10 protein-coding genes and 1 tRNA gene are annotated in these 14,147 nt (G+C 73.6%); 8 read left to right on the forward strand and 3 right to left on the reverse strand.

What is annotated here, in order from left to right; genetic code table 11:
* Window positions 1–93 precede the first annotated feature (93 nt).
* Together V1260_RS02770 and V1260_RS02775 are read right to left on the reverse strand one after the other, a co-directional pair.
* Complete coding sequence (locus V1260_RS02770; RefSeq protein WP_329745267.1) at window positions 94–1,248, reverse strand: sensor histidine kinase; 1,155 nt, start codon at window positions 1,246–1,248, stop codon at window positions 94–96.
* 10 nt (window positions 1,249–1,258) lie between these two features.
* Window positions 1,259–2,080, reverse strand: a complete 822-nt coding sequence (locus tag V1260_RS02775; protein ID WP_329745268.1) for a response regulator transcription factor — start codon at window positions 2,078–2,080, stop codon at window positions 1,259–1,261.
* A gap of 360 nt (window positions 2,081–2,440) precedes the next feature.
* Here V1260_RS02775 and V1260_RS02780 point away from each other — a divergent pair, with 360 nt between their 5' ends.
* The 4 genes from V1260_RS02780 (at window position 2,441) to V1260_RS02795 (ending at window position 6,439) form a co-directional block, all read left to right on the forward strand.
* Window positions 2,441–3,253 carry a M23 family metallopeptidase gene (locus V1260_RS02780; RefSeq protein ID WP_329745269.1) on the forward strand — a complete coding sequence of 271 codons (813 nt, stop codon included), beginning with the start codon at window positions 2,441–2,443 and terminating at the stop codon, window positions 3,251–3,253.
* Window positions 3,250–4,308: a tRNA (adenosine(37)-N6)-threonylcarbamoyltransferase complex transferase subunit TsaD gene (gene tsaD / locus V1260_RS02785; protein WP_329745270.1), complete on the forward strand. Its 1,059-nt coding sequence runs from the start codon at window positions 3,250–3,252 to the stop codon at window positions 4,306–4,308. The genes V1260_RS02780 and tsaD overlap by 4 nt, the downstream gene beginning before the upstream one ends.
* Before the next feature lie 77 nt (window positions 4,309–4,385).
* Window positions 4,386–4,461: transfer RNA gene (locus V1260_RS02790), tRNA-Arg, on the forward strand.
* Window positions 4,462–4,531: 70 nt separating this feature from the next.
* On the forward strand, window positions 4,532–6,439 hold the full coding sequence (locus V1260_RS02795; RefSeq protein WP_329745271.1) for a bifunctional chorismate-binding protein/class IV aminotransferase: 1,908 nt from the start codon (window positions 4,532–4,534) through the stop codon (window positions 6,437–6,439).
* A gap of 48 nt (window positions 6,440–6,487) precedes the next feature.
* On the opposite strand, the gene V1260_RS02800 is transcribed toward V1260_RS02795, so the two are convergent.
* Window positions 6,488–8,764, reverse strand: a complete 2,277-nt coding sequence (locus tag V1260_RS02800; RefSeq protein ID WP_329745272.1) for a bifunctional alpha,alpha-trehalose-phosphate synthase (UDP-forming)/trehalose-phosphatase — start codon at window positions 8,762–8,764, stop codon at window positions 6,488–6,490.
* 244 nt (window positions 8,765–9,008) lie between these two features.
* Here V1260_RS02800 and lysA point away from each other — a divergent pair, with 244 nt between their 5' ends.
* The 4 genes from lysA to thrB all read left to right on the forward strand — a co-directional run bounded on the left by lysA (window position 9,009) and on the right by thrB (window position 13,847).
* Complete coding sequence (gene lysA / locus V1260_RS02805) at window positions 9,009–10,421, forward strand: diaminopimelate decarboxylase (RefSeq protein ID WP_329745273.1); 1,413 nt, start codon at window positions 9,009–9,011, stop codon at window positions 10,419–10,421.
* Window positions 10,422–10,536: 115 nt separating this feature from the next.
* Window positions 10,537–11,874, forward strand: a complete 1,338-nt coding sequence (locus V1260_RS02810) for a homoserine dehydrogenase (protein ID WP_329745274.1) — start codon at window positions 10,537–10,539, stop codon at window positions 11,872–11,874.
* A gap of 3 nt (window positions 11,875–11,877) precedes the next feature.
* Window positions 11,878–12,936 (forward strand): threonine synthase, encoded by a 1,059-nt coding sequence (thrC, locus tag V1260_RS02815; protein WP_329745275.1) that lies wholly within the window; start codon window positions 11,878–11,880, stop codon window positions 12,934–12,936.
* Window positions 12,933–13,847 carry a homoserine kinase gene (gene thrB, locus V1260_RS02820; RefSeq protein WP_329745276.1) on the forward strand — a complete coding sequence of 305 codons (915 nt, stop codon included), beginning with the start codon at window positions 12,933–12,935 and terminating at the stop codon, window positions 13,845–13,847. Before thrC ends, thrB begins: the two co-directional genes overlap by 4 nt.
* The last annotated feature ends 300 nt before the right edge of the window (window positions 13,848–14,147 follow it).

A 14,147-nucleotide genomic window follows, 5' to 3' on the forward strand; every position in this document is an offset into this window, starting at 1 on the left:
ATGCGTCCAGCCTAACGGAGCGGGCGCGACCAGGTGGTGCGCACGGAGGGCCTGCCGACGGCCTGCGGGGTGGGGGTCGTCACGTGGGCGCGATCACGTCGGGTCGTCGGGCAGGACGACGCGGATCAGGGAGGAGCGGCCGTCCTCCGCGGCCTCGCTGCGCGGGTCGTCGAGGACCTCGATCGTGCCGCCGTGCAGTCCCACGGCCCAGCGGGCGATCGCGAGGCCCAGCCCGGTCCCGCCGGAGGAATCCGAGCGCCCTCCGCGCTGGAAACGCTCAAACACGCGGTCGCGGTCCTCGCGCGCGATGCCGGGCCCTTCGTCGTGCACGTCGATCAGCACCCCGTCGTCGGCCGCGGTGCGCGCGGCGCCGACGCGGATCCGACCCCCTGCGGGCGAGTGCCGCGCGGCGTTCTCCAGCAGGTTGTGGATCACCTGGTGCACGCGGGCGGCATCGGCGAGGACCCGCAGGTCCGGAGGTTCCACCTCGACGGTCCAGCGCACATCGCGTCCCCCGGACGCGAGCGCGGCGGAATCGACCACCTCGTGCAGGAAGGGGGTCAGCTCGATCTCCTCGAGATCGAGGTCGATCACGCCGGCGTCGAGCCGGGAGAGGTCGAGCAGGTGGTCCACGAGCAGGGAGAGCCGCTCGGTCTCCGACAGGGCGACGGAGAGCGCGGCCGGGTCGGGTTCGGTGACCCCGTCGACGAGGTTCTCGAGCTGGGCCCGCAGACCGGCGACCGGGGTGCGCAGCTCGTGGGAGACGTTCGCGACCAGGTCCCGGCGCATGCGGTCGGTCTGTTCGAGCTCCGCGGCCATGGCGGAGAAGGCCGAGGCCAGCTGGCCGACCTCGTCCCGGCTCGTGGTGCGGACGCTCTGCGTGTAGTCGCCGCGGGCCATCGCCTGCGCCGCCCGGGTCATCTCCCGCAGGGGGGAGGTCATGCCGCGGGCCAGGACCTGGGTGAAGACCAGGGCGATGAGCACGACCAGCGGCAGGGCGAGCAACGGCTCGATGCCGGCCCGGATCGACACCTGGGTGAGCAGCGCGGCGAGCGTCACCACGAGGGCGACGAGCACCCCGAGCTTCACCTTGAAGGAGCGGACGCTGTCCAGCGGCCGCACGTCGAGCCGGTCCGGGACGCGACGTCGATTCCCTCGGGCGGGGCGGAGCGGGGTGTCCGCGTGGACTGTGCGGACCGGGGCGCCGGGCGGCTGCGCCTCCGGCCCCGGCGCGGCGAGACCGCTCATGCGGCGGGAGTCATGAGGTGGAGCGGGGGTCCGCCCCGGCGGCGGGGGAGGAGGCGCCGTCCCCGGCGGGGGCGGGCTGCTCGGGATCGTCCTCCTCGGGGATCTCGAGCGCATAGCCGACGCCGTGCACGGTGCGCACCAGATCCGCGCCGAGCTTCCGGCGCAATGCCTTGACGTGCGAGTCGACGGTGCGGGTGCCCGTCGCGTCGACCCAGTCCCAGACGTCCGCGAGCAGCTGCTCCCGGGTCAGGACCGTGCCGGGAGCGTTGGCGAGGCACAACAGCAGGTCGAACTCGGTGGGGGTCAGGTGCGCCGGGACGCCCGCGCGCATCACCCGTCGGCCCGCACGGTCGATCACCAGATCGCCGATCTGCAGGGCGACCTGTTTCTCCTGCTCACTCGGGGCGACCGGGGCGGTCCGCCGCACCCGGCGCAGCAGCGCCTTCAGCCGGGCCACCAGCTCCCGGATGGAGAAGGGCTTGGTCATGTAGTCGTCGGCGCCGACCCCGAGGCCCACGAGCATGTCCGTCTCGTCGTCGCGCGCGGTGAGCATCAGCACCGGGACCGGCTCATCGGCCTGGATCCGACGGCAGACCTCGAGCCCGTCGAAGCCGGGGAGCATCACGTCGAGCACGACCACGTCGGGCCGCATCTCCGCGACCGCGCGCACGCCCGAGGGGCCGTCACCGGCGGTCGAGACCTCCCAGCCCTCCGCGGTGAGTCGGTCCGCGATGGCCCGGGTGATGGTCGGCTCGTCCTCGATCACGACGACGCGCACCGGCGCGGACGCGGTGGAGCTGCTGGTGGGAGCGGCCTGCTCAGGGGTCGACATGCCGACACTCTAGACCGGGGCCCTCCACGTCGCCTCGGAATCGGGAGGCACCCGCGGAGCGGCCCCGCACTGTGAGCCGGGTCCCCCGCGACCGGGCGCGAAGGTCACGGGACGTGCTCCTCGCGACCGGGCTCGTCAAGACTTCCCCCACTTCGGGGCGTGACGGCAAAAACTTGGCAATGAGCCGGTTGACGTGCTCGTCTCTCGCCCGGGATGCCCCGTAGCGTGAATGCGGTTGTTCGGCGACGCGTACTTCCCCTGTCCTGCGTCCCGGGACAGACGCGAGAACACGGAATCAGTACGGTCGTTGAGGAAGCAGGTCGAGACGTGGCGAATCACCGCGCAGCAGGACGCGCTACGGTGCGCAAGCTCCGGGCTACCGGAGGCACCCACCGCGACGCGGCCCTCCCCGCGGGGATGATGAAGGCCGGCGTGCTCGGCGTCCTCGCCACCGCCACCATCGCCGCCCCCCTCGCCGCCGCCGCGGCCGGCATCGACGAGCCCGGTGCCGACAGCGTCGACACCGCCGCGCAGCTCGCCGAGGTCGCCCCCGTCGAGGCCGCCGCCCCCGCCCCCGTCGCCCTGCCGGTCGCCCAGGCCGTGACCGCCGCGCCGGAGACCCGCGAGGCCGATGACGCCTCCACCCGCTCCGAGGAGCGCACCGCCCCCGCCGAGGACGCGGAGAGCGACGAGGCGACCGAGGACACCGCAACCGACGCGACCGGGATCGAGATCGAGGTCCCCGAGCCCGAGCCCGAGGTCGCCCCCACCGGGCCGGTCTCGGAGAGCGGCTTCATCCGTCCCGTCGACGGCCCCGTCACCTCAGGCTTCGGCGGCCGTATCCACCCCGTGCTGGGCTACTTCAAGGGTCACAACGGCGTCGACTTCGGCAACGCCTGCGGCACCCCCGTGCAGGCCTCCGCCGCCGGCACCGTCATCGCCGTCGAGTACAACAGCGCCTCCGGCAACCGGGTCAAGATCGACCACGGCAACGGCATCGTCACCGGCTACTACCACCTCCAGGGCTTCAACACCTCCGAGGGTGCCACCGTCGAGCAGGGCGACATCATCGGCTACGTCGGCTCCACCGGCCGCTCCACCGGCTGCCACCTGCACCTCGCGAAGATCGACGAGTCCGGGAACTACTCCAACCCGATGTCGATCCTGCGGTGATCCGCCGCGGCGCGCCCGTGGTGCTGGGCGTCGAATCTTCCTGCGACGAGACCGGCTTCGGAATCGTCTCGGAGGGGGTGCTGCTCGGCCAGGGCCTCGCCTCGAGCGCCCGCCAGCACGCCGAGTTCGGGGGAGTGGTCCCCGAGATCGCCGCCCGCGCCCACCTCGAGGCCGCCGTCCCCACCCTCCACCTCGCCCTGGAGGATGCCGGCGTCCAGCTCGGTGACGTGACCCATGTGGCCGTCACCTCGGGGCCGGGACTCGCCACCGCCGTGCACGTGGGGCTCGCCGCCGCGAAGTCCGTCGCCTGGGCGCTCGACCGCCCGCTCTACGGCGTCCACCACCTCGCTGGCCACGCAGCCGCCGACACCCTCGAGCACGGCCCCCTGCCGGAGCGCAGCATCATCCTGATCGTCTCCGGCGGCCACACCTCGATCCTCGCCGTGGGCGACCTCGTGCGCGACCCCATCGAGCACCTCGGCGACACCCTCGACGACGCCGCCGGCGAGGCCTTCGACAAGGTCTCCCGCCTCCTCGGCCTCGGCTATCCGGGGGGTCCCGCGATCTCCCGCGCCGCCCTCGAGGGCGACCCCACCGCCTTCTCCTTCCCTCGCGCGATGCTGCGGCCGGGCGATGCGCCCTATACCTTCTCCTTCTCCGGGCTGAAGACCGCCGTGGCCCGCACCGTCGAGACCCTCGAGCGGGCCGGGGAGGCCGTCCCCGTGGCCGATGTCGCGGCCTCCTTCGAGCAGGCCGTGGTCGACGTGCTCGTCACCAAGGCGGTCCGGGCCGTGAAGGACCGCGGCCTGGACACCCTCGTGATCGTCGGCGGGGTCGCCGCCAACGCCCGGCTCCGCGCCGCCGCCCAGGAGCGCTGCGACGCCGAGGGCATCTCGCTGCGCATCCCGCCGATCCGACTGTGCACGGACAACGGAGCGATGATCGCCGCCGTCGGCGACCTGCTGGTCCGCTCCGGCGCCGCGCCCAGCGGCCTCGGCATCGCCGCGGACCCCTCGGCCGTGCTCCACGGCGCCCAGCTGCCGCTGCCGCGGTGACCTCCGTCTCCCTCCTCGGTCGCGCGACCCGCTCGCGTCGCCATCGCCGGTGAGCAGTTGCTAGACTCACCGGGTCCGCCCGCGTAGCTCAGTGGATAGAGCGTCTGCCTCCGGAGCAGAAGGTCGTAGGTTCGAATCCTGTCGCGGGCACCATCGAGGGCCCCGGTCGTGCGCACAGCGCGACCGGGGCCCTCGCGGTTCCGCCGGGTGGGAGGAGGAGACCTTGACCGTAGAGCCCGCAGGACCCGCGGCGTCCGAGAGACCGCGATCGAGCTCGCGCACCCCGATCGCGCGCTTCGACGATCACGCCACCGGTCGCGCCCTCGAGCTCGGCCCCGCGCGGGCGGTCCTCGCGGCCCACGCCCCGGACGAGGTGCTGCCCGTCCTCCGCGCCGTCCAGGAGCACGTCGACGCGGGCGGATACGCCGCGGGCATGATCGCCTACGAGGCCGCCTCCGCCCTCGACCCCGTCCTCACCACCCGCGCCCCGGATCCCGCCCTGCCGCTGGTGCGCTTCGTGATCGCCGACGAGGTCCGGGAGATGCCCGCGGGCAGCCGGCCGGACTCTCTCGGCCCCTACCGGGTCGAGGAGTGGCGGTCGGAGACCTCCGAGGCCGAGCACGCCCGCAAGATCCAGCGGGTGCGCGAGGCCATCGCCGCGGGGGACACTTACCAGGTCAACCTCACCACCCGCCTGCGCGGACGGATCACCGGCGACCTCCTCGCCTGCCACCTGGACCTGCTCGACGCCCAGCAGGCTCGCTACGGCGCCTATCTCGACCTGGGGGACCGGACGCTGCTCAGCGCGAGCCCCGAGCTGTTCCTCGCCCGCGAGGGGGACCTCCTCACCACCCGGCCCATGAAGGGCACCGCCGCGCGCGGCGGCACGCTCGCCGCCGACGCCGAGGCGCGGGCGCGCCTCCTGCGGAGCCCGAAGGAGCGGGCGGAGAACGTCATGATCGCGGACCTGCTCCGCAACGACCTCGCCCGCCTCGCCACGATCGGCGGCGTGGAGGTGCCCGCCCTGCTCGACGCCGAGCCGTACCCCACCCTGTGGCAGCTGACCAGCACGGTCACCGCGCGCCTGCGCCCGGGGACAGACCTCGCGGACGCTCTGCGGGCGACCTTCCCCTGCGGCTCCATCACGGGCGCCCCGAAGTCGTCGACCATGGGGCTGATCCGCGAGCTCGAGGACTCCCCGCGCGGCGTCTACTGCGGCGCTATCGCCCTGCTCACCCCGCGTCGCACCACGGCGTCCGGGGAACTCCCCGCCACCTGGCGTCTGTCCGTCGCGATCCGCACCATCGTCGTCGACACCTCGCCCGGGGGCGACGGCACCGCCGAGTACGGGGTGGGCGGCGGGATCACGTGGGCCTCCGAGCCCCGGGCCGAGGCCGCCGAGCTTCGGATCAAGGCCCGCGTGCTCGATGCGCTGTGCGAAGACGGGCGGGGAGCGCCCGCCGTGTCCACCGCCGGGGCCGGGGTCACCGTCCCCGACCCGGCGGACTTCGCCCTGCTCGAGACGCTCGCCGTGCGCGGCGGGATCCCCGTCCACCTCGAGCAGCACCTCGACCGGATCCTCGCCTCCGCGGACCACTTCGCGATCCCCGCCGAGCGGGACCGGCTCGCCGCGCTGCTGCGCACTCGCGCCGCCGAGGGCTGCGACCGCGTGCTGCGGCTCGCGCTCGGCCTCGACGGCACGGCCCGGATCACCGAGCGACCGCTCCCGGAGGCCGCCGATGGACCGGTCCTCCTCGCGCTCGATGATCGCAACCGGGACCCCGACGACCCGGCGGTGCGGCACAAGACCACCGACAGGGACGACCTCGTCGCGGCTCTCGAGCGGGCCCGGGCACGGGATCCGCGGGTGCAGGACGTGGTGCTGCGCGGGCGGGACGGTCGGGTGACCGAGACCGGCATCGCCTCGCTCGCCGTGCGCCGCGACGGGCGCTGGTGGACACCGCCTCTCGAGGACGGGCTGCTGCCCGGCGTGGGCCGGCGTCTCGCCCTCGAGGCCCGTCGGATCGCGGAGCGTCCCCTCACCCCGGAGGAACTGAGCACCGCGGAGGAGATCGCGGTGCTCAGCTCCGTGCGCGGCTGGCGCCGGGCCGAGCTGCTCCTCGGGACCTGACCTGCCCCGCCCGGTGACGGGTGGCGGTCCCGGGGCGGGTCGCCCGCCTCAGGCGCGGTCGCGGCGGGCGGCGAGCAGCGCCTCGAGCACGCCGCGCACCTCGTCGGTGCCCGCGATGCGGAGCGACGCCGCGGTGTCCCCGCCGCCGACCTTGATCCCCACGTCCCCCTCGCCGAGACGGCCGAAGACGGTCTCGTCGGTGACGTCGTCCCCGAGGTAGAGCCAGGCGTCGGCCGCGCACGCGCGGCTGAGGGCCTCCATCGCGGCGCCCTTGGAGGTGTGCACCACGGAGAACTCCACGACCTCCTTGCCCGGGGTCACGGTCACGTCCGGGAGGGTCATGGCCAGCTCGAGCGCCTCCTCGGTCGCATTCGCCCCGCCGCGACCGCGGGCATTGCGGGTGTGGAGCACCGCGGCGGCCGGCTTGGTCTCGACCTCCGCCCCCGGATGAGCCAGCGCGATCCGCTGCAGGGCGAGGGTGATCGAGTCCAGCAGCTCCCGGCGCTCCGGGGTCATGGTCAGCGCCGCCGAGTCGAGCACCTCGGCGTGCATCTCCGCCGGCAGGGCCCCCACCTCCGCGCCGTGTGAGCCGACCAGGACCACGGAGCTGGGCATCGAGGTGTGCTGGTCGAGGTCGGCCAGGGCCCGCCCGGAGACCAGGGCCACCGACACCCCGGGCAGGGTGGCGAGTTCCCGCAGCACCGCGAGCGAGCGCTGGTCGGGCTCGACCGCGTCACGGTCCGCGACGATGGGGGCGAGCACCCCGTCGAAGTCGGAGGCGATGAGGAGGCGGGGCCGCTCCACGAGGGCCTGGAGCGCCGCGTCGACCGCCGCGGGCTCGCTCACCGCATCCCCGCTGAGGCGGATCCGCGGGGGCTGGCGGGTCTCGGGGGAGCCGGTCTGCTCGAGCTGCTCGAGGAAGCTGTGCGCCCAGGCCTGCACGTCGTGCTCCATCACCTGGTGGCGGAGCGAGGTCATCGCCTCCTCCTGATCCTCCGGCGCCATCTCCAGCGCGCGCAGGATCGCTCCCTTGAGCGCGTCGATGTCGTGCGGGTTGACGGTGATCGCGGCGCGCAGCTCGTCCGCGGCGCCGGCGAACTCGCTCAGCACGAGCACACCGCGGAGGTCCGGGCGGGAGGCCACGTACTCCTTGGCGACGAGGTTCATGCCGTCGCGCAGCGCCGTCACCAGCACGACGTCCGCGGCCATGTACAGGGCGGTCATGTCGCGCCGGTCGAAGGAGCGATGCTGGTAGGAGACGGCCGGGCGCCCGATCGGAGCGTGGTCGCCGTTGATCCGGCCGACGGTCAGCTCGACCTCGTCGCGCAGCTGCCGGTAGGCATCGACCCGCTCCCGCGAGGGGGTCGCGACCTGGATCATCACGGTGTCCTGGGGATCGATGATCCCCTCGTCCAGCAGCTCGCCCCAGGCCTTCAGGCGGTGACGGATTCCCTTGGTGTAGTCCAGGCGGTCCACGCCGAGGACGATCCGCCGCGGCTCGCCGAGGTCCCGGCGCAGCTGCGCGGCGCGCTCGATGATCTCCTCCTGCTGGGTGAGCTCTGAGACGGCCGCGGAGTCGATCGAGATGGGGAAGGTGCGGGCCTGCACCTGGCGGCCCGGGGCCGAGCCGATCCCGGGCACGTGCACCGTCTGCCCGTCGACGTGATGCCCCAGCAGCTTCCGCACGCTGGTGAGGAAGTTCTGGGTGTCGCTCTCCCGCTGGAAGCCCACGAGGTCCGCGCCCAGCAGACCGCGGAGGATCTGGGTCCGCTTGGGCAGCTGCGAGAACAGCTCGACCGAGGGGAACGGGATGTGGTTGAAGAAGCCGATGCGCAGGTCGTCGCGCTGCTCGCGGATCAGGCGCGGGGCCAACTGCAGCTGGTAGTCGTGCACCCAGACCGTGCCGTGGGCACCCGCCACCTCGGCGGCGGTGCGCGCGAAGCGGCGGTTCGCGGCGACGTACGAGTCCCACCAGCCGCGGTGGAACTCGGGGTCCACGATCACATCGTGGTAGAGCGGCCACAGCGTCGCGTTGGAGAAGCCCTCGTAGTACTTCTCCACGTCCTCCGCGGAGAGGGCCACGGGGAAGAGGCTCATCCCGTCGGCTTCGAAGGGCTCCGGCGCCTCGCCAGGCGATCCGGCCCATCCGACCCACGCCCCCGAGTCGACGGTGCGCATCACCGACTCCATCGCCGTCACGAGCCCGCCGGGGCTCGTCACCCACTCGGTGGCGCCATCGGGCAGGGTGCGGGAATCGACGGGGAGGCGGTTCGCGACGACGACGAGTTCGTGGCCGGTCGGGGTGACGGGCGCGGTAGTGGGCATGCGGCGGCTCCTTGCGAGGTCCGGGGGTCCCTCCGACACTATCAAGTGGGCTCCGTCACCCCGTCCCGGCGACGGGTCGACGCCATGCCGTCCCTCCACGCCCTGACCGGGCAGAATGGCCCCGGGTACCCGTCGCGCCCGCCCCTCGGACGGGACGCGGACCGCTTGCTGGACCGCTCGGTCGGCGACGCCCGTCCCGTCCTACCCTCGGGGCTCGACCCACCACCCCCGAACGAGGAGCACGATGCGCGCCCACGAGGCCGGAGCACTCCACGGCAACGACGCGGCCCCCACCTGGCTGCCGTACCCCGCCGACGTCAACACCCTCATCCCCGGTCTGTGGTCCGAGACGACCGTGCGCGGGGCCGACGGCGCCGTCGAGGTGGGCGGCGTGAGCGTCGCCCGCATCGCCGAGGAGGTGGGCACCCCGGCCTTCGTGCTCGACGAGGTCGACTTCCGCGCCCGCGCCCGCGCCTTCCGGGACGCCTTCGCCGAGGCCTTCCGCCCGCACGCCGGGGCCGACGTCTACTACGCCGGGAAGGCCTTCCTGTGCGGCGCCGTCGCGCGCTGGGTGGAGGAGGACGGTCTGGGACTGGACGTCTGCACCGGCGGAGAGCTCGCGGTCGCCCTGCGCGCCGGGTTCCCCGCGGAGCGCATCGCCCTGCATGGCAACAACAAGTCCGACGCCGAGATCCGTCGCGCCCTCGACGCCGGGGTGGGCCGGATCGTGGTCGACTCCCTCGACGAGATCGGCCGGGTCGACCAGCTCGCCGCCGCCGCCGGGGTGCGGGCCGCGGTGATGCTGCGCGTGACCACCGGCGTCGAGGCGCACACCCACGAGTTCATCGCCACCGCCCACGAGGACCAGAAGTTCGGCCTCTCGCTCACCGGTGGCGCCGCCTTCGAGGGGGTGCGGGAGGTGCTCGGCGCCGGCCATCTCGAGCTCGTCGGCCTGCATTCCCACATCGGCTCGCAGATCTTCGACACCGGCGGCTTCGAGGTCGCCGCCCGTCGGGTGCTCGACCTCGTCGCCTGGGTCCGCGAGGAGCTCGGACACACGATTACCCAGCTGGACCTCGGCGGTGGCTTCGGCGTCATGTACAACACGCAGCACACGCCCTCGACCCCCGAGGCGCTCGCCGCGGGCATCGCCGGGATCGTCGAGAAGCAGTGTCACGAGCTCGAGCTCGAGGTCCCGCACGTCTCCTTCGAGCCGGGCCGTGCGATCGCGGGCCCGTCCACGCAGACCCTCTACTCGGTCGGCACCGTGAAGGACGTGCGTCTGGGCGGACCGCATCACCGCGTGTACGTCTCCGTCGACGGCGGCATGAGCGACAACATCCGCACCGCCCTCTACGACGCCGACTACTCCTGCCTGCTCTCCTCGCGCATCTCGGGGGAGCGGCCCGAGGTGGTGCGCGTGGTCGGCAAGCACTGCGAGAGCGGCGACATCGTGGTCAAGGACGAGTACCTCCCCGCCGACGTCCAGCGCGGTGACCTCGTCTCGGTGCCGGTCACCGGCGCCTACTGCTACTCGCTGGCCTCCAACTACAACCACGTCCCGCGCCCGCCGGTGGTCGCCGTCCGGGACGGCGAGATCCGCACCCTCGTGCGCCGCGAGACGGAGGAGGACCTCCTCGGCCTCGACCTCGGCTGAGGATCCATCACGCACGTTCATCGACGGTCACCGACCACGAGCGTCCTCGGCTACAGTGCGAGGGCCCTCACGGCCCGCCCGTCGGCCCCCTGTCCAGGGAAGGAAACCCCCGGAGATGACTGAGAACCCCCCTGTCGGCACCGACCTGCCGGTGCTCCGCGTCGCCGTCCTCGGAGCCGGGACCGTCGGCACCGAGGTGCTGCGGCTGATCGCCGAGCAGGGCGAGGACCTCGCGCACCGCATCGGGGCCCGCCTCGAGGTGATCGGCGTCGCCGTCCGCGACCTGACCCGCGACCGCGGCGAGTTCGTGCCCGCGGGCCTGCTCACCGAGGACGCCGGCGCGCTCGTCGACGACGCCGACCTCGTCATCGAGGTGATGGGCGGCATCGAGCCCGCGCGCACCCTGCTGCTGCGGGCCATGGAGGGCGGCGCGAGCGTCGTCACCGCGAACAAGGCGCTGCTGGCCCAGGAGGGCGCGGAGCTGTACGAGGCCGCCGACCGCCACGACGTCGACCTCTACTTCGAGGCCGCCGTCGCCGGGGCGATCCCGCTGGTGCGCCCGGTGCGCGAGTCCCTCGCGGGCGACCGCATCCAGCGCGTGCTCGGCATCGTCAACGGCACGACGAACTACATCCTCGACGCCATGACCCGCTCCGGCGCGGACTTCGGGGACGCCCTCGCCTCCGCCCAGGAGCTCGGTTACGCCGAGGCGGATCCGACGGCCGACGTGCAGGGGCACGACGCCGCGGCGAAGGCGTCGATCCTCGCCTCCCTGGCCTTCCACTCCCGGGTGCGGCTCGCGGACGTCTACTGCGAGGGGATCACCGAGGTCTCCGCGCAGGACATCGCCGCGGCCGCCCGCATGGGCCGCACGATCAAGCTGCTCTCGATCGTCGAGCGCGTCGAGGACGAGTCCGGGGAGCGCATCTCCGCCCGCGTCTACCCGGCGCTGATCGCCGACAGCCACCCGCTGGCCTCCGTCTCCGAGGCGTACAACGCCGTGTTCATCGAGGCCGACGCCGCGGGCTCGCTGATGTTCTACGGACAGGGGGCGGGCGGCGCCCCGACCGCCTCGGCCGTGCTCGGCGACGTCGTCTCCGCGGCGCGGCTGCGGGTGCGCGGCGGCATGGGCCCGCGCGAGTCGCGCTACGCCGCCCTCGAGGTGGCGCCGCTCGAGGAGCTGCGCAGCGCGTTCTACGTGTCGCTGACGGTCGAGGACCGCCCGGGCGTGCTCGCGGAGATCGCCGGCACCCTCTCGGGACGCGGCATCTCGATCTCGACCATCCACCAGGAGCTCGGACGCGACCGGAGCGCGGACGGCCCCGCGACGGCGCACATCGGCATCAGCACGCACCGCGCGCTCGAGTCCGCGATGACCGCCGCGCTGGACGAGTTCTCCTCCACGGTGACCGTCCTCAGCATCGACTCCGTCCTGCGCATCGAAGGAGACTGACCCATGGCCCACCAGTGGCGCGGCGTCCTCGCCGAATACCGCGAGCACCTGCCCTTCGCCGACGGCGACACCCTGCTGACCCTCGGCGAGGGCGGCACCCCGCTGGTCCCCGCCCCGGCGCTGTCCCGACGCGTGGGCGCCGACGTGCACATCAAGGTCGAGGGTCAGAACCCGACGGGCTCCTTCAAGGACCGCGGCATGGTCTCGGCCATGTCCCGCGCGGTTTCCGACGGGGCGACCGCGGTCGTCTGCGCCTCGACCGGCAACACCTCGGCCTCCGCCGCCGCCTATGCGACCGCCGCGGGGATCACCTGCGCCGTCCTGCTCCCGCAGGGCAAGATCGCCGCCGGCAAGCTCGCCCAGGCGGTCGTGCACGGCGCGAAGCTGATCCAGGTCGACGGCAACTTCGACGACTGCCTCGAGCTGGCCCGCAAGCTCGACGCGGAGCATCCGGTGGAGCTCGTCAACTCCGTCAACCCCTACCGGCTGCAGGGGCAGAAGACGGGTGCCTTCGAGATCGTCGACGCGCTCGGCGAGGCGCCGGACATCCACATCCTCCCGGTGGGCAACGCGGGCAACATCTCGGCCTACTGGATGGGCTACCGCGAGTACCACGAGAAGGGCCTCGCCCGGTCGCTCCCCGCCATGTGGGGCTTCCAGGCGGAGGGCGCCGCGCCCTTCGTCGCCGGACGCCCGATCACCGATCCGGAGACCATCGCCACCGCGATCCGCATCGGCGCCCCCGCATCCTGGGATCTCGCCGTCGCCGCGCGCGACGACTCCGGCGGCCTCATCGACGCGGTGAGCGACCAGCAGATCCTCGACGCGCAGAAGCTGCTCGCCGGCGAGGTGGGTATCTTCGTCGAGCCGGCCTCGGCCGCGGGCGTGGCGGGACTGCTCCAGCAGGCCGAGCGCGGGCTGGTGCCCGCCGGCGCGCGGATCGCGATCACCGTGACCGGCAACGGGCTCAAGGACACAGACACCGCCCTCACCCAGCACGACCTGACTCCCACCGTCATCCCGGTGGATCTGGTCGCGGCCGCGGAGGCCATCGGCCTGTGAGGATCCAGAACCAGCGGGTGTCGGTGCGCGTCCCGGCGACCTCCGCGAACCTCGGCCCGGGCTTCGACGCCCTCGGCCTTGCCCTGGACCTCTGTGACGACCTCCTGCTCGAGGCCACCACCGGCGGCGTGGAGATCCACGCCGAGGGCGAGGGGGCGGACGAGGTGCCGACGGGGGAGGAGCACCTCGTGGTGCGCGCGATTCGACGGGGCCTCGACCACGCGGGCGCCCCGCAGACCGGCCTGCGACTGCGCACCGTGAACCGCATCCCGCACGGCCGGGGACTCGGCTCGAGCGCCGCCGCGACCGTCGCGGGACTGCTGCTCGCCCGCGGCCTGATCGCCGACCCCGCGGCCCTGGATGACCAGGCCGTGCTCGATCTGGCCTGCGAGTTCGAGGGGCATCCGGACAACGCCTCCCCGGCCCTGCTGGGCGGCGCGGTGCTCTCCTGGACCGTCAGCGACGTGGTCCGGGCCGCCCCGCTGCGCCTCGGGCCCGGCGTGCTCCGGCCGCTCGTGCTGCTGCCCCGCACGACCCTCTCGACGCATGCCGCCCGCGGACTGCTCCCCGCGGAGGTCCCGCATCGCGATGCCGCGGTCAACGCCGCCCGCGCGGCGCTGCTGGTGCACGCCCTCGCCGGATCGCCCGAGCTCCTGCTCGAGGCGACGGAGGACCGCCTCCACCAGGAGCAGCGCGCCCCGGGCATGCCGCAGAGCGTCGAGCTGATGCGCGTCCTGCGCCGCGAGGGGTTCCCCGCGGTGATCTCCGGGGCCGGCCCGTCGGTGCTCGTCCTCGCCGCCGCGCGGGACGAGGTCGCGCCGCTCGTGCGCCGCTTCGTGAGCGATCCCGCCGCCTGGCGGATCGCGGAGGTGCCGCTGCGGGAGACCGCCTCGAGCCCTGTGGTAGGTTGACCCTGCGTCCAGGCGGCATCGATCCGTGCAGCCTCTCGCGCTCAGAACGATGAGCGGAGATCCGCGCCCGATGCACCCCTGAACGGCTCCCGCATTCACCCTCCGCTCCGCGCATGGCGCGCTCAGCAGGTGCGTGCTGCGAGGCCGACGCATCCCGAAGCACCTCAGCAGGCCGATCACCGGTGCCCTGCACCGCGGGACGAGCCCTGCGCGACCGTGCCGCTGCGCCCTCGGACCTCCGGTCCCCGCAGCGACCGGCCACCCCCAGCCCAGATGAGGACCGGATCACCGGTCCGACAG

This window comes from Brachybacterium sp. J144 (assembly GCF_036321705.1).
Taxonomy (GTDB): domain Bacteria; phylum Actinomycetota; class Actinomycetes; order Actinomycetales; family Dermabacteraceae; genus Brachybacterium.

Coding starts and splice junctions, on each gene's coding strand:
- thrC (WP_329745275.1), top strand. CDS start 11,878: ATGGCCCACCAGTGGCGCGGCGTCCTCGCCGAATACCGCGAGCACCTG.
- V1260_RS02800 (WP_329745272.1), bottom strand. CDS start 8,764: ATGCCCACTACCGCGCCCGTCACCCCGACCGGCCACGAACTCGTCGTC.
- V1260_RS02775 (WP_329745268.1), bottom strand. CDS start 2,080: ATGTCGACCCCTGAGCAGGCCGCTCCCACCAGCAGCTCCACCGCGTCC.
- V1260_RS02770 (WP_329745267.1), bottom strand. CDS start 1,248: ATGAGCGGTCTCGCCGCGCCGGGGCCGGAGGCGCAGCCGCCCGGCGCC.
- lysA (WP_329745273.1), top strand. CDS start 9,009: ATGCGCGCCCACGAGGCCGGAGCACTCCACGGCAACGACGCGGCCCCC.
- V1260_RS02810 (WP_329745274.1), top strand. CDS start 10,537: ATGACTGAGAACCCCCCTGTCGGCACCGACCTGCCGGTGCTCCGCGTC.